Below are 15,715 nucleotides of genomic sequence, written 5' to 3' on the forward strand. Positions count from 1 at the left end.
CACTACTCAACTAAATTAAACTCCAAAGGAGTGTCACCTTTATCTGTTTCCACAACGACTTTATAATTACTAGCGCCTTGTAAAGAAACACTCCCGATGTCGTATTGGTTTTTACCTAATGCCAATAAATATTTCATATCGGAAGATTCAGCGACTGTTTTCTTGCTTTTATCGATGACATAAAGTTTTTGGATTTGAATGTGTGATTTTGCTAAATTTTCAACCTGAATAATGGTGCGACCATTCGATTTTTTAGCAATAAATTTCAAATAAGCGGGTTCTTGTTTGCCGACAAAAAATGGCACATTAATACTTAATAACAGTGCAATTTTCGATTCAGAGTTCGTCACTTGTGGTAGCTCAGTATAAAGAATACGCCATGCTTCTTCTTGTTGTAGATTCATACTTTCTACAGATTGAGTAAATCCCACACGAACCATTTGTTTTGAATTTGGTTTTAAAATAAAGTTTTTCGGATTGATAATAATATTGGATTCAGGTGAAAGAACATCTTCGCCTGCAGCATTTTGAGTCCATTTAAATGCTTGAGCCTCAAAAATACGTGGTGTCTCATCATCCCCTTTCGACTCCAAAGTAAATGTCGCACTGCGTTGTTTAGATTTATCGGTTAAATATAACTGCACAGGGCTAATTGAAATACCTGCAAATATTTGAGGACTCAATAAGCAAGTCATTAAACTAAATGAAACGACTTTGAATAAACTTTTCATACACCCACCCCAGTACATTTAAATATTATTATCAATTCAAAAATAAAAAGAAGTTGACCCTAACTGTGTAGAATCAACTCCCTAAATTTGGATTAGTAAGCTACTTTGATATATAAAGTATCTTTGTATGTACCAGCACGTTGAGTACCTGAAATTGTATTTTTTGGAGCTACAGATACAGCAAAGTTATCAACGCTCATACCAGCTACAGGTGTAGAACCGATTGGATAATTCACACCACCTTTTGAAGTCGTGATTTTTGTAAATACTTTATCACTAGTGGTTTCATGTTTTACAAAAGTATCTGCACTTGAACCCGCGTTTAGCGTAGATAGATTTAATGTATATGGAGTGTTCGTTGTAACTGTAAAGCCACTAGCACCCGTATAACTGTCTTCAACGAGTTTGATGTCTTTACCTACCAAAAGCTCACATGCTTTAAGAATCTGTAACTTTATGTCGATTTCGCCTTCACACGGCGCACCGCCACATTGTTTAGATTCTTTTTTACCACCAGCGATTGCAGATGTTGCTGGAAGTGCTACGAACAATGTTGCAGATAGTACTGCGGTTAAAATTTTAGATGTAGACATTTCACTTCTCCATTCTCATATGAGATTTATTAGTATGTGCATCAAAGGATATTTATTAAGAAAAACTAATTAATCTTACTTTCCCTAGGTGCTGATTCATTCTTAATCATGTGGAGAAAAAAAGAACCTAATGTGGAATATTCACACGAATATTAATGTAATATTATTTTTTACGAATATTTAAATTATGTGGCTGTAATATATTAAATATTTTTAATTTTTATGTTTTTATTTAATTTTCCTCTTTATCCCAAATTTTGGGGATTTTTTTCATATCCCTATTTCTTGGTATAACATATCTTATTGTTTTTATTAAATTTAGTAACATTAAAAATAATATAGGCTGTTACATATTTCACCAAATATTTGTGAAATAGTTCAAAATAATTTTCAAACAAACCAATACTACGTGAATATTCAACTATATTAATAGTAAAGACCGATTAAATTTAAATTTTAAATAGAATCTCGAATGTATAATCACCACTTTCAGGTATGTCTTTTGAAACGCAATACAAGAATTACGTCACCAAATACTAAGCCTTTGTATTAAATTACAGGTTTTGAAACACGTCTTAGTTTCCAATGTTAAGCTTTTGTAAATCATATTTTCTTTCTTTAAATTTCAGATTTTTGTTTTTCAATTTTTTAGAATCTCATTTATTACATGAATTATCATGCATATTGAAATTCAGCTCCTCTCTTTCAACGCACTTTTTTACTTTGATTTTTTATTCAAAATACTGAATACCTCTTTTAAAACTGCCTACATTCTTCTTTAGAAAATTCTATAAATAAAAAAAGCCCCAAGTTATGGGGCTTTTTAAAAAATTTAACTTACTCACTGACTGGATAAAGCAATCCTTGATCGACTCGAAAGATTTGACCTGATCCAAAGTCAATCTGCTGCAACTCTCCTTTTAATTTTGGGAAGCCAGCAATTTTTTCCAATTGTGGTGAGCGTTGAAAATTTTTCGTTTTAGGATTGTACATCCAATAAATAAATCGCTTATCTTCTATTTTTCGACCTTCAGAGGTATCTGAGAGTACCACATCATAGTATCCATCAAAGTTTACATCTAAGAATCCCATACTATTACCAAATGCACTAAAGCCTTGTAATGACTGCAAGACTTTGTCATTTGACTTATTAATGACATCTACGCGTTTTAGAGACTTCCCATAAGGTTGGTCTGCGGATTGCACCCCATAGAACTTAAACAGCAGGATAGGTTTATCTACAGCTTTAAACGCAGGCTCAAACTGTAGATAACTTGTAGATGGTGGTGCCGTTTGTTCCGTCAGTTCAGCTTTAAACGATCCTGTATTTGCATTCAATGTTCCTGCCAATCGATAAGCTGTTACCGCATTTTGTTCAGTCACAACATTGACTGAGTTCAAGTCAATAAAATCTGCTTTTTGAGTCCCTTTAAAGTTAATTTGTTTGGGCTCTTGCAAATCAGTCAAAGTCCCGTGCGGATTCCATATGCCAGCATACAAATCTAAGAAATAACGCCCTTCAGTAGAGCGAAGCATCCGCTGCATGGATATCCGAACATCAGGTAAAGGCTTTAACTCAGACTGTGCTATATCTGAAACTTGTGCAAAACTCACCACAGGTAGACAAAGAGCGAGTAAGAGAGAGAGTTTTGATATTTTCATTGCAATTACACACTCCATGCAGCATGAATAATGCCTACTCTATCACAACCTAAATTCAACACAGATGACACAAATATAGGAGTTTTGAAACTACCTACGACTCAAACCACTAGATTAAATCGGTACCGCTTTTAAAGCCCATGTTTCCAAATCTAATGAAATACATTTCAAACCAATATTAGATTCAATACATAGATCTTTCAGCAATTCAAACTGATCTACCTTATGATCAATTACGGGCTTCACAAGCTCTTGCTTTCTTCTAAGATCAATATATGCATTTTTCCCAACATATACTTCAACAAAGGCTTCTTCAGGCAATTTTAACGTATAAATTGGACGCGTTTGCAATTGGACTCTTTGCCAAAGTTGGTCATTGATATATGCATGTGTTTTTGTAGAATAGTGATACCCGAATTGACCATCGCTAATATTTTTTACAATACGCACTTCCTCTTCGTATGCCCATTCCTGCATTTTATAAAGCAAACCATGCTTTATTAAAACTTCTTCATTATCCCAATTTAAAATATTTGAATTTCCTACCGACATTAATTTTTCAACACTTGCCACATTGGCCTGCTTCGGCGCTGTTTTTAAATATCTTAACTCTCCTTTTGTTGAAGGAATAATAAATTGATCACCATCTTCAAAACCTGCTTTGCATGTGTCTATTCCGATCACGACACCTTTTTTAACTATCCCCATAATGTGGCCAGATGAGTAGATTTAAAGCAGTTCTAGTCAAACTTAAAATCACATATTTTCTAGAAAACTGATTTCGGAATGCCCTACTGCTACCGATGTCGGTACATCCAAATCATAAAAACCAAAACCAGTGCATTCAAATGGGTCATTAAAATCTTCTAAATGTGAAAAACCTAGAGATTTTGTTTTCAAAATCGTTAAAGCAGCTTCAAAACTCACATATTTATATAAAATCATTATTCTAACCCACGCTAATATTGGGTTCCTTGTATCATAAAACTCAAAAGATAATTAAATAAATTCTTTTCTTTGCTTACGATTTTGTTCGATTGGATCCAAAGTATGAACGAGTACAAAACATTGTTTTGTACGAAGTACAACGAGGCAGCACACTGTTCTGAGTGACGCGTAAGAAATGAAAGCACTACTTTTTTATTTTTAAGGCACGTAACTTTAAATATTAAAAAACCCACTCAAAATGAGTGGGTCTTCGTATTCAAATCAATTGATTCAAGAAATTAGTTTTTCTCTTTATCAACGATTTTGTTTGCTTGGATCCAAGGCGCGAAAATGATGAAAGTATCGCTTACATCATTTGAGGCTCGTAGCCTTGATGCCGTCTTTTATAAGGGATAAAAAAGCCCCTGTTAAAAACAAGGGCTTTTTGACTTAGATATCAGAACTTCGTTCTTTTCTTTGTCTACGATTTTGTTCGCTTGGATCCAAGGTACGTAAAAATAGAAAAGCATGCTTTTCTATTTTTAAGGCACGTAACTTTAGATATTAAAAAACCCACTCAAAATGAGTGGGTCTTCGTATTCAAATCAATTGATTCAAGAAATTAGTTTTTCTCTTTATCAACGATTTTGTTCGCTTGGATCCAAGGCATCATCGCACGTAACTTGTTACCAGTTACTTCGATACCATGCGCCGCGTTTTGACGACGACGAGCAGTCATAGATGGGTAGTTCAACGCACCTTCTTGGATGAACATCTTCGCGTATTCACCAGATTGAATACGTTTAAGCGCATTACGCATAGCTTCACGAGACTGTTCGTTGATTACTTCAACACCAGTTACGTATTCGCCATATTCAGCATTGTTTGATACTGAGTAGTTCATGTCCGCGATACCGCCTTCGAACATTAAGTCAACGATCAATTTAAGTTCGTGTAGACATTCGAAGTAAGCCATTTCTGGTGCATAACCAGCTTCAACAAGAGTTTCGAAGCCCATTTTAACCAATTCAACAGCACCACCACAAAGAACTGCTTGCTCACCGAAAAGGTCAGTTTCAGTTTCTTCACGGAATGAAGTTTCGATAATACCAGTACGACCACCACCCACACCTGAAGCGTAAGAAAGCGCAACGTTACGTGCATTACCAGAAGCATCTTGGTGAACAGCGATAAGATCAGGTACACCTGAACCACGTTGGAATTCTGAACGTACAGTATGACCAGGCGCTTTTGGAGCAACCATGATTACGTCAAGGTCAGCACGTGGAACAACTTGGTTATAAAGAACAGAGAAACCATGAGCAAATGCTAGCGTTGCACCTTGCTTGATGTTTGGCTCAATTACGTCACGGTAAAGTTGTGATTGGAACTCATCTGGAGTCAAAATCATAACTAAGTCAGCTTGAGCTACAGCAGCAGGAACTTCTGAAACTTTAAGACCAGCATTTTCAGCTTTTTTCCAAGAAGTAGAACCAGCACGTAGACCTACAGTTACGTCAACGCCTGAATCTTTAAGGTTAAGCGCATGAGCATGGCCTTGTGAACCATAACCAATGATTGCTACTTTTTTGCCTTGGATGATAGATAAGTCTGTGTCTTTATCGTAAAAAATTTGCATTGCTGTCTCCGCTAAAATGCTTTTGTTTCCTTTAACTTGATACCGTGATTCTGTTTGATTATTCACGTTTCAAGTACCTCACCCATAGGAGTGAGGTGAATATATAAAATTAGATAGTTAAAACTTTTTCGCCACGTGCGATACCTGAAACACCTGAACGTACAACTTCTAGAATTGTATTTTCAGCTAAGGCATCAATAAAACCATCTATCTTTTCAGTTGTACCTGCGATTTGAATGGTATATGTCGTTGGTGTTACGTCTACGATTTGTCCACGGAAAATATCCGCAGTACGTTTAATTTCTGCGCGCGCTGAACCAAGTGCTTTGACTTTAATTAACATCAATTCACGTTCAATATGAGCACCTTCAGACAAATCAACAACTTTAACAACTTCGACAAGCTTGTTGAGTTGTTTGGTGATTTGTTCAATTTTATGCTCATCGCCATACGTGGTTAAAGTCAAACGCGAAAGCGTCGGATCTTCTGTTGGCGCTACGTTTAATGTCTCAATGTTATAACCACGCTGAGAGAATAAACCTACCAAACGTGAAAGCGCACCTGCTTCGTTTTCTACAAGTACAGAGATAATATGTCTCATTGTGTGCGCTCTCCTTTGCCTAACCACATATCTTTCATTGACTGGCCAGCAACCAACATTGGATATACATGCTCTGAACGGTCAACCATCACGTTAATAAACACGCACTTGTCATTGATCGCCATCGCTTCAGCAAGCTTCGACTCGAGTTCATCTGCATGGTCAATTTGAATACCTACATGACCATACGCCTCCATTAATTTAGGGAAGTCAGGAAGTGACTCAACATAAGAACTTGAGTGACGACCTTCGTAGTTCATGTCTTGCCATTGCTTAACCATACCTAATGCACGGTTATTCAAGCATAGAATTTTTACATTCAAGCCATATTGCTTACATGTAGAAAGTTCTTGGATACACATCTGAATCGATGCTTCGCCAGTAATACACACTACTTGTTGATCTGGGAAGGCAAGTTTTGCTGCCATAGCATATGGCAAACCTACACCCATGGTTCCTAGACCACCTGAGTTGATCCATTGACGTGGACGTGTGTATTTGTAGTAAAGCGCACCAAACATTTGGTGTTGACCAACGTCTGAAGTAATGATGGCTTGGCTATTGGTAATTTTATCCAACGCTTCAACAACTTGCTGTGGCTTCATTGAACCATCAGTTGGTTTATCATAGTTCAAACCATGAACTTGACGCCATTCATTGATTTGTTTCCACCAAGCCGCGATATCTTCTGGATTTGGTTTAGACACATTCAATTGCTTTAATTGAGCCAACATTTCAGTCAATACAGGCTCTACTGCACCCACAATTGGGATGTGCGCCATAATTGTTTTTGAAATCGTTGCTGGGTCTATATCAATATGAATGACTTTGGCATTTGGACAGAATTTCGCTGGATTATTGGTTACACGGTCATCGAAGCGCGCGCCCACACACAGAATCACATCTGCATTGTGCATCGTCATATTGGCTTCGTAAGTACCATGCATACCCAACATGCCGATGAATTGTTCATCATTGCCCGGATACGCACCAAGACCCATTAAGGTACTGGTTACTGGATAACCCAGTAAATGTGCAAGTTCTGTCAACTGTGCAGAAGCATTGCCTTGAACCACACCGCCGCCTGAATAAATAATTGGGCGTTTAGCATGAATCAATTCATCAATTGCTTTACGAATTTGACCTGAGTGACCACGATGCGGCGGTTGATACGAACGCATTTTCACTTTTTCAGGATATTCGTAAGCAAATTTCTCTGCAGGATTCGTTGCATCTTTTGGAATATCAACGACAACAGGACCCGGACGACCACTTGAAGCGATATAAAATGCCTTCTTAATAATCGAAGGGATTTCGCTTGCATGACGTACTTGGAAGCTGTGTTTTACGATTGGGCGCGAAATACCAACCATATCCGTTTCTTGGAACGCATCCTCACCGATAAGATGGCTTGCAACCTGACCTGACAAAATCACCATTGGGATTGAGTCCATATAGGCAGTTGCAATTGGAGTTACGGTATTTGTTGCACCCGGACCAGATGTCACCAGTACGACACCTGTTTTACCTGTGACACGTGAGTAAGCATCAGCCATATGACCAGCAGCTTGCTCGTGGCGCACTAGGTAATGATTGATTTTTTCTTGTTGAAATAGCGCATCATAAATATGCAGTACTGCGCCGCCTGGGTATCCAAAAACATGTTCAACGCCTTCGTCCGCTAAAGCGCGTACGAGCATTTCACCACCAGATAAAAGTTCCAACGTGATTCACCCTAATCTTTTTTCACGCACAAATGGAGGGCATTTGTCGTGGTTAATTCATTAACTGTGTGCTCTGTTATAGCACACAAATTTCATAGTTTTCATAGCAATAAGAAAAAAATCTGACCTGCTTGCTGTTTGAGCAATATGGGGTCTAAAACATGTTGGGATAAACATATTTTGTTGGCTTTGTTCAACCTCTCGGCTAGAGAAGAAGTCCATTGCTAAAATGCACTCATTCGAAGGGTGATCGATCTAAGGCATATAAAACTAAAGACAGCATTTTTGTAGTTTCAACCATTAAAGTCAAGTTTAAAAATCGGCTTTTTTCTGATTACTTACAGACCGTTTGTTTTTTAAGCACTCTCTCTTTCTTTGCATTCTTTGTAGTTTGTTTATTTATAACCAGTTAGCATGTATTTAATAAAATACTTTTATAAATCTAATAAATAAATTAAATGAATGGCTGTGGGTTTTTCATTCAATTGCCTCACTTTCAACTTAATGCATGGATTGGATCATAAGAACCCAACATTTTTATTGCTCATTAATTCCACAATTCATCATTCACAAAGTTACTCATCCCACGCGATGCCCCTTTTATCCTTTGTGCTAAAAAATGCATAGATTCTGCTGTCAAAAAAGCGCAAAATTTTCAGCATAATTTTGCATGATCACTATAACTTTGGGACTGAATTTATGATGAAGACGACGATTGCACGAACTGCCTGTATTTTATCTAGCATGGCGTTTTGCCTGACCAGTTTGGACCTTTCAGCGAAAGAATATTACAAATGGGTGGATGCTAAAGGTTCAACGCATTACACCACCACGCCACCGCCAAAAAATGCGCAGCGTAAAGGTAAAGTAAATACCTATGGCGCAACAACGACTACGCAATCAACTCCAGCAAAAAACCAAGAAGAGGTTTCACGTGAAGCCGAACAGTCGAATGAACAAAATGAGCAACAAGCAGAACAACAACGCGAAGCCAATGCAGCACTCCGCCAAGCTCAAGCGGTAGCTGCCGCAGCACAATAATTCACGCCAAAGTCCTGCTATATCGACTTAAATTATTTACATCTAGGCAGCATCGCAAAATTCACTCTAGGCGTATTTTGCGCTATGCTGTAGCACAAACTTTTTAACCGTTATTTCTATTTACGTTTATGACTACTCACATTGACCCTGAATATCAAGCCAGTGCGATTGAACCTACAGTCCAACAAGACTGGGAAAATCGCAAAGCCTTTAAAGTTGCCGACCAAGTAGAAGGACCACGTCGTTATATCCTCTCTATGTTCCCTTATCCAAGTGGCAAACTGCATATGGGTCATGTGCGTAACTACACCATTGGTGATGTGATCAGCCGTTTCCACCGTTTACAAGGTGAAACTGTGCTACAACCCATGGGTTGGGATGCTTTCGGTTTGCCTGCTGAAAACGCGGCAATTGCACATCAGGTGGCACCCGCAAAATGGACTTTTGAAAACATTGCCTACATGCGTGACCAGTTGAAAAAGCTTGGTTTGTCTGTAGATTGGGATCGTGAATTTGCGACTTGCACACCGGAATACTACCGCTGGGAACAATGGTTATTCGTTCAGCTTTATAAAAAAGGCTTAATTTACCGTAAGCTTTCTACAGTGAACTGGGACCCTGTAGACCAAACTGTTTTAGCAAACGAACAAGTTGAAAATGGTCGTGGCTGGCGTTCAGGTGCATTGGTTGAGAAACGTGATATTCCAATGTACTACTTCCGCATCACTGACTATGCACAAGAATTACTTGACGATCTAGACACATTAAAAGACGGCTGGCCACAGCAAGTTCTTACCATGCAACGTAACTGGATTGGTCGCTCACAGGGTATGGAAATCACCTTCCCTTCAGCGAATCCAGATATTTACGCAGATGGTTTAACTGTATTTACAACTCGTGCTGACACCTTAATGGGTGTGACTTATGTTGCAGTTGCAGCAGAGCACCCAATGGCACTTAAAGCTGCGGAAAACAACCCAGAACTTGCTGCATTTATTGAAGAATGTCGTATGGGCTCTGTTGCTGAAGCTGACCTTGCGACTGCTGAAAAGAAAGGTATGGCAACAGGTTTATTTGTTAAACACCCTGTTACTGGCGAACAAATTCCTGTTTGGATCGCAAACTACGTATTAATGTCTTACGGCTCAGGTGCGGTGATGGCAGTGCCTTCACACGATGAACGTGACTTCGAGTTTGCGAATAAATATGGCTTAACCATTAAGCAAGTGATTGATGCCAAAGGTGCAGACGATGCAGACTTTGACGCAACAACTTGGCAAGAATGGTACGGTTCTAAAGAAGGCAAACTGGTGAATTCAGGCGAATTTGATGGTTTAGATTTACAAGGTGCATATGATGCATTCCTTGCAAAATTAGAACCGACTGGACTTGCCAACTCGAAAGTTCAATTCCGTTTACGTGACTGGGGTGTTTCTCGTCAGCGTTATTGGGGTTGTCCAATTCCTATGATCAACTGTGAAAAATGTGGTCAGGTTCCAGTACCTGAAGAACAACTTCCAGTTGTATTGCCAACGGACGTGGTTCCAGACGGTTCAGGCAATCCACTCAACAAAATGCCTGAGTTCTATGAAACCACTTGCCCATGCTGTGGTGGCGATGCTCGTCGTGAAACAGATACTTTGGATACCTTTGTAGAATCATCTTGGTACTATGCACGCTATGCATCTCCAGATTTCACTGACGGTATGGTAAAACCTGAAGCGGGTCAAACTTGGTTACCTGTGAACCAATACATCGGTGGTGTTGAACACGCAATTCTTCATTTACTTTATGCACGCTTCTTCCACAAATTGATGCGTGATGAAGGTGTGGTACAAGGGAACGAGCCATTCACCAACTTGCTTACTCAAGGTATGGTTCTTGCGGATACTTACTACCGTGAATCAGAGTCAGGTAAGAAAACTTGGTTTAACCCTGCTGACATCGATTTAGAACGTGATGAAAAAGGTCGTATCATTTCTGCGAAATATCAAGGTGATGGTCAAGACGTCGTGGTTGGCGGTCAAGAAAAAATGTCGAAATCGAAAAATAACGGTATCGACCCGCAAGCCATTATTGACCAATACGGCGCAGATACTGCACGTGTATTCATGATGTTTGCTGCACCACCAGATCAATCACTTGAATGGTCTGACGCAGGTGTTGAAGGTGCAAACCGTTTCTTAAAACGTGTATGGCGCCTAGCATCTGGTTTCCTTGAACAAGGCAACTCTGCTGCAAACATCGACAAAGCGACACTATCTACCGCTGCACAAGACTTGCGTCGTAAAACACACGAAACCATTCAAAAAGTGGGTGATGACATTGCACGTCGTCATGCCTTCAACACCGCCATTGCTGCGATGATGGAACTTTTGAATGCAAACAATAAGTTTGAAGCCAAAGATGACAATGACGTTGCCGTTGCACGTGAATCAATCATTACCCTTCTAACTTTACTTGCTCCTTTTGCGCCACATTTAAGCCAAACCTTATTGGCTGAGTTTGGTATCGAATTAACATCAGCACGCTTCCCTGCTGTAGATGAATCTGCGCTGACTCGCAATACACAAACGATTGTAGTGCAAGTGAACGGTAAGCTTCGTGGCAAATTAGAAGTATCTGTCGAGGCCTCTAAAGATGACATTCTGGCACAAGCAAAAGCATTACCTGAAGTTCAACAATTCTTGACTGGTCCAACCAAGAAAGAAATTGTGGTGCCGAATAAATTAGTGAATTTGGTGGTTTAATTTAATCCCCCTAAATCCCCCTTTACAAAAGGGGGACTTCCCGCTCCCAATAAAAAATCGGGTCTCCTCCCTTTTTTAAAGGGAGGTCGGGAGGGATTAAAAAACAATTCCCAAACAAAGCCCGTTGCCAGTCAACGGGCTTTGACTTTACAATCCACACAGGATTTCAACATTATCCCTTCGGGAAACAGAGGACACTTTATGCACTTGGTTCAACGTGTTGCTGCAATTGTATTAACTATGGGCCTGAGCGCAGGCATGGTCGGTTGTGGTTTTCATTTAAAAGGCACCAACCCTGCTGCTGTACCTGTGGCCTATTCCAATATGCGATTGGCACTTCCTGAAGATACGGATGACTTACATGAAAAGTTAGCGATTTATTTAGGTTCTGCAGGCGTGCAATTGAGTAATAATCAAAATGCATATGTCTTACATGTGTTGGATTACACTCCGCGACGTTTAGAACTCAATGGTAAATTGGTTGAGACTTTATTGCGCTTAAACGTGACGTTCCAAATTGAAGATGCTCAAGGCAATCCTGTAACTGAACCCCGTACATTGATGGCAACACGTAGCTACCAATACGACGTTGCAACCGTGAACACCGATGACCAAGAAGAAAAATATTTAAAACAAGTGATTATTGATGACATTGCACAACAGATCGTGCGCCAAATTTCATCAAACCGCTTACCGAAAGCAAACCCACTAACTGCACCGACCAAAGCTGAGTAATTTTGATTTATGAAACTTGACTATCTTCAGGCATTAAAACGTGTAGATGAAGCGCAAGGTGCCTGGGTGCTGCATGGTCAAGAGCCTTTACTTGAACAAAATCTCCTGGATGCATTTCGTAAGAGTTGGAACACTCGAGAAGTCGAGCGTCAACGGTATGACATTAGCTCTGCTGCTGATTGGAAAAATGTCTTTAATGCTTTAAATAGCTTGTCATTATTTTCCAGTCAACTGGCAATTGAGGCACATGGCAGCATTAAACCCGATGCCAATGGACTAAAACTGTTAAAAAGCTATTTGCAGCAAAATGAAAGTAACTTGCTGCTCGTGGTCATGCCGAAGCAAGACAGTGCGAGTTTAAAGACCAGTTTTTTCCAAACCATTGATGCCAATGGAGTCAATGTTGCACTGACTGCAAACTACCCTAAAGATCGTCAGCAAATCTTAGCCACCGAGGCGCAAAAGCTTGGCATTCAACTCGCCAATGATGCTTGGCAATGGCTAGAACAGCATCATGAGCACAATTTACTGGCGGCAAAAAATAGTTTAATGCGTGTCGTAGATACTTTTCCTGAAGCAGAGATGATTCAGATTGATCATCTGTACTCTTGCTTACAAGATCAGTCACGCTACACCACTTACGATTTAAATGATGCAATGCTGCAAGGCAATTTGGCGCAATCAATTAAAATTTTTCAATATTTGATTGCATCTGGTGAGCCGATGTCACTCATTTTATGGAGTATCAGCAAGGAAATGCGCTTGCTGATGCAACTGTTTGAGCAACCACAAAATGCCTTACAAATTGGCATTTGGAAGACCAAGGTCGGGCTGTATCAACAAGCTTTACGCCGTTTAAATGCCAATGAGTTTTTGACGTGGCCTGCCCTGTTGTTACGTTTAGATGCCTCGATTAAAGGTTTGGGACATGAAAATGCCGAACATCTGATTATGCAAGCCATTGCTCAGATGTGCGGTAAAAGGTTATTTCCGTCCCTGTTGACTTAACTAAAAAAGCGAGCAAACCAACTTTTGCCTTTTTTCTGTTCCTGCGAGCGCAGATAGTGCAGCATATTGTCTCGCACTGAATCTACATAATCTTGATCATCATGCTGAATGTGATTAATCAGCCATTTAGACAATAAACGATATAAATCTTGTTCAACCGAAACACCATTTTCAAATTTGGTTCGATACTCATTCAGTCGCCTCACAAAATGCTCATGAATCCCACGATGAGACGGCAAATACTGATAATGTACCTGTTCCAATAAATTTTCTTCAAAGCTGAAATGCGATTGTGTATAGTCAATCAAATCATCCAAAACCTCTTTGATTTTCTCTCGACTGCCATTCACGAGGATTGCTTCCAACGTATTGATATAATCTAAAATCTGGCGATGTTGATTATCAATAACATCAATGCCGATATTATATTTTTCATTCCATTCCATATCTAACCCCGACTTATATTCCTATTTTATTTTGTATATTTAATGAAAAAAAACCACTTATCATTAAACCCATAATTTTTTTATGGGTTTTGATCTTAGCTGCATTTTTAGAACAAGACTATTGCAAAAAATCACACACGCTCAACAAAAACTGTGCACACTAAAGCACAAACACAATGCATATTTTTATTTTAATATCATTAACATAGGCTACAAAAAAGCTTTATAGCACCACTTTTTTTAATTTTCATTCAACTTTTTTCTAATTTGAAATTAGATTCAAATAAATAGGCATGAAATATGCTTTTTGTACTTTAATTGGCATTTAGTTACAGTTAAAAAATTATTTTACGCAGTAGAATGAGTCTGTTTACAGATTCTGCTAAGTCCCTTCATATCAATCGGAAAGCCTAAAGGGAAATAATAATCATTACTTCTTTGCTAAAATATTCACAATTTATCCGTATTTAACTCTTATAATTCAAATAACTTTCTTAACGCTTTACTGCCAATCATGCCAAAAATAAAACCAGCAAAATTGATCGTAGCCATCATCGCTGCTCTGGCGATCGCTGTCACAGCATGGCATTTTTTCAAACCAAAACAAGAGCAACCTCAGTACATTACGGCCGAAGTCAGCCGTGGGGATATTGAAAACTCAGTGCTTGCCACTGGTGTGCTTGAAGCAACTAAAATGGTCAGCGTAGGAGCGCAGGTTTCAGGTCAAGTAAAAAAAATGTATGTGCAACTTGGCGATGAAGTAAAACAAGGTCAATTGATTGCCCAAATTGATTCAGTGCGTCAGGAAAATGACCTCAAAACAGCCGAAGCCAGTATTAAAAATCAACAAGCGCAATTGGCAGTAAAAAATGCAAATTTAGCCAAAGTCGATGCTGAATATAAGCGTCAACAAGCGATGTATGCTCAAGATGCGACCAGTCGTGCAGAACTAGAATCTGCGCTAGCAAGCTATAAAACCGCACAAGCTGATATTGCAGCCATTGATGCACAAATCGAACAATCGCGCTTAACTTTAGCGACTGCAAAAGAAGACTTAGGCTATACACAAATTGTTGCACCCATGGATGGCACCATCGTGGCGATTGTGACGGAAGAAGGTCAAACCGTAAACGCCAACCAAAGTGCACCAACCATTGTGAAATTGGCAAAACTCAACACCATGACCATTAAAGCTGAAATTTCTGAAGCCGATGTCATGAAAGTCCAAGAAGGTCAAAGTGTTTACTTTACGACGTTGGGCGACAGTGAAACAAAACACTATGCTACCCTGCGCCAAGTTGAACCTGCACCAAATTCAATTAACACCGAAAGCAACAGCAATACCTCTTCGTCTTCAAGTACTGCGGTTTACTACAATGCGTTATTTGATGTCCCAAATGAAGATGGCAAATTGCGTATCGATATGACCGCTCAGGTGTATATCATTTTAGATGAAGCCAAGAATGTCTTAACGGTACCTGCCGCTGCCGTACAAACCTCAAACCGTCCACAACGTAGCCGAAATAATACGTCTACCGATGGTCAATCTGCGGATAAAAATGCCAACGCAGAAGCTAAATCGAACAAAGACCATCCAAATCGTCCTAAAGGTTTAGAACTGACTGAAGCTGAAAAGGCACTGGTCAAACAAGGTAAAGCGAGCGTTGCCATGGTGCGTGTATTACAAGCGGATGGCGCTGCGCAACCTCAACCCGTATTACTTGGCTTAAATAACCGTGTGACCGCACAAGTGATTCGTGGCTTAAAACAAGGTGATCAAGTCGTGATTGCCGACGGTTCAGACACTAGTAATGATTCTGCAAAACGCAGTAATCGCGGCGGCCCAATGAGAATGTAA

Annotated in this window: 14 protein-coding genes; 5 read left to right on the forward strand and 9 right to left on the reverse strand. The window is 39.4% G+C overall.

Annotation, left to right across the window (positions count from 1 at the left end):
- Positions 1–2: 2 nt before the first annotated feature.
- From MST17_RS13330 to MST17_RS13365, 8 genes are all read right to left on the reverse strand, one after another.
- Entirely contained in the window at positions 3–731 is a 729-nt protein-coding gene (locus MST17_RS13330) for a molecular chaperone (protein WP_180005391.1), read from the reverse strand.
- Between the two features lie 92 nt (positions 732–823).
- Complete coding sequence (locus MST17_RS13335) at positions 824–1,324, reverse strand: hypothetical protein (RefSeq protein WP_180005392.1); 501 nt, start codon at positions 1,322–1,324, stop codon at positions 824–826.
- An 837-nt stretch (positions 1,325–2,161) separates the two neighbouring features.
- Complete coding sequence (locus MST17_RS13340; RefSeq protein WP_257223976.1) at positions 2,162–2,986, reverse strand: hypothetical protein; 825 nt, start codon at positions 2,984–2,986, stop codon at positions 2,162–2,164.
- A 114-nt stretch (positions 2,987–3,100) separates the two neighbouring features.
- On the reverse strand, positions 3,101–3,694 hold the full coding sequence (locus MST17_RS13345; protein WP_180025986.1) for a DUF2971 domain-containing protein: 594 nt from the start codon (positions 3,692–3,694) through the stop codon (positions 3,101–3,103).
- 48 nt (positions 3,695–3,742) lie between these two features.
- Positions 3,743–3,931 carry a hypothetical protein gene (locus tag MST17_RS13350; protein WP_257220830.1) on the reverse strand — a complete coding sequence of 63 codons (189 nt, stop codon included), beginning with the start codon at positions 3,929–3,931 and terminating at the stop codon, positions 3,743–3,745.
- A 604-nt stretch (positions 3,932–4,535) separates the two neighbouring features.
- Positions 4,536–5,552, reverse strand: a complete 1,017-nt coding sequence (ilvC, locus tag MST17_RS13355) for a ketol-acid reductoisomerase (RefSeq protein WP_078192867.1) — start codon at positions 5,550–5,552, stop codon at positions 4,536–4,538.
- A 109-nt stretch (positions 5,553–5,661) separates the two neighbouring features.
- A complete protein-coding gene (gene ilvN / locus MST17_RS13360; protein WP_078189625.1) occupies positions 5,662–6,153 on the reverse strand; it encodes an acetolactate synthase small subunit in 492 nt (163 codons plus the stop codon).
- Complete coding sequence (locus MST17_RS13365) at positions 6,150–7,877, reverse strand: acetolactate synthase 3 large subunit (protein ID WP_168378448.1); 1,728 nt, start codon at positions 7,875–7,877, stop codon at positions 6,150–6,152. The genes ilvN and MST17_RS13365 overlap by 4 nt, the downstream gene beginning before the upstream one ends.
- A gap of 744 nt (positions 7,878–8,621) precedes the next feature.
- Between MST17_RS13365 and MST17_RS13370 the strand changes: the two genes are divergently transcribed.
- The 4 genes from MST17_RS13370 (at position 8,622) to holA (ending at position 13,411) form a co-directional block, all read left to right on the forward strand.
- On the forward strand, positions 8,622–8,918 hold the full coding sequence (locus MST17_RS13370; RefSeq protein ID WP_373683082.1) for a DUF4124 domain-containing protein: 297 nt from the start codon (positions 8,622–8,624) through the stop codon (positions 8,916–8,918).
- A gap of 128 nt (positions 8,919–9,046) precedes the next feature.
- Positions 9,047–11,668 (forward strand): leucine--tRNA ligase, encoded by a 2,622-nt coding sequence (leuS, locus tag MST17_RS13375; RefSeq protein WP_180025987.1) that lies wholly within the window; start codon positions 9,047–9,049, stop codon positions 11,666–11,668.
- A 201-nt stretch (positions 11,669–11,869) separates the two neighbouring features.
- Positions 11,870–12,403 carry an LPS assembly lipoprotein LptE gene (gene lptE / locus MST17_RS13380; RefSeq protein ID WP_078192675.1) on the forward strand — a complete coding sequence of 178 codons (534 nt, stop codon included), beginning with the start codon at positions 11,870–11,872 and terminating at the stop codon, positions 12,401–12,403.
- A gap of 9 nt (positions 12,404–12,412) precedes the next feature.
- Positions 12,413–13,411, forward strand: a complete 999-nt coding sequence (holA, locus tag MST17_RS13385; protein ID WP_180007207.1) for a DNA polymerase III subunit delta — start codon at positions 12,413–12,415, stop codon at positions 13,409–13,411.
- Here the strand turns inward: holA and MST17_RS13390 are convergent.
- Positions 13,408–13,857 carry a bacteriohemerythrin gene (locus MST17_RS13390; protein ID WP_180007206.1) on the reverse strand — a complete coding sequence of 150 codons (450 nt, stop codon included), beginning with the start codon at positions 13,855–13,857 and terminating at the stop codon, positions 13,408–13,410. The genes holA and MST17_RS13390 overlap by 4 nt on opposite strands.
- 514 nt (positions 13,858–14,371) lie before the next feature.
- On the opposite strand from MST17_RS13390, the gene MST17_RS13395 reads away from it, so the two are divergent.
- On the forward strand, positions 14,372–15,715 hold the full coding sequence (locus tag MST17_RS13395) for a MacA family efflux pump subunit (RefSeq protein ID WP_180025988.1): 1,344 nt from the start codon (positions 14,372–14,374) through the stop codon (positions 15,713–15,715).

The organism is Acinetobacter sp. YH16056_T (assembly GCF_024605895.1).
Taxonomy (GTDB): Bacteria; Pseudomonadota; Gammaproteobacteria; order Pseudomonadales; family Moraxellaceae; genus Acinetobacter; species Acinetobacter amyesii.

Coding starts and splice junctions, on each gene's coding strand:
- leuS (WP_180025987.1), top strand. CDS start 9,047: ATGACTACTCACATTGACCCTGAATATCAAGCCAGTGCGATTGAACCT.
- MST17_RS13350 (WP_257220830.1), bottom strand. CDS start 3,931: ATGATTTTATATAAATATGTGAGTTTTGAAGCTGCTTTAACGATTTTG.
- MST17_RS13335 (WP_180005392.1), bottom strand. CDS start 1,324: ATGTCTACATCTAAAATTTTAACCGCAGTACTATCTGCAACATTGTTC.
- ilvN (WP_078189625.1), bottom strand. CDS start 6,153: ATGAGACATATTATCTCTGTACTTGTAGAAAACGAAGCAGGTGCGCTT.
- holA (WP_180007207.1), top strand. CDS start 12,413: ATGAAACTTGACTATCTTCAGGCATTAAAACGTGTAGATGAAGCGCAA.
- MST17_RS13340 (WP_257223976.1), bottom strand. CDS start 2,986: ATGAAAATATCAAAACTCTCTCTCTTACTCGCTCTTTGTCTACCTGTG.
- lptE (WP_078192675.1), top strand. CDS start 11,870: ATGCACTTGGTTCAACGTGTTGCTGCAATTGTATTAACTATGGGCCTG.
- MST17_RS13395 (WP_180025988.1), top strand. CDS start 14,372: ATGCCAAAAATAAAACCAGCAAAATTGATCGTAGCCATCATCGCTGCT.
- MST17_RS13390 (WP_180007206.1), bottom strand. CDS start 13,857: ATGGAATGGAATGAAAAATATAATATCGGCATTGATGTTATTGATAAT.
- ilvC (WP_078192867.1), bottom strand. CDS start 5,552: ATGCAAATTTTTTACGATAAAGACACAGACTTATCTATCATCCAAGGC.
- MST17_RS13345 (WP_180025986.1), bottom strand. CDS start 3,694: ATGGGGATAGTTAAAAAAGGTGTCGTGATCGGAATAGACACATGCAAA.
- MST17_RS13370 (WP_373683082.1), top strand. CDS start 8,622: ATGGCGTTTTGCCTGACCAGTTTGGACCTTTCAGCGAAAGAATATTAC.
- MST17_RS13330 (WP_180005391.1), bottom strand. CDS start 731: ATGAAAAGTTTATTCAAAGTCGTTTCATTTAGTTTAATGACTTGCTTA.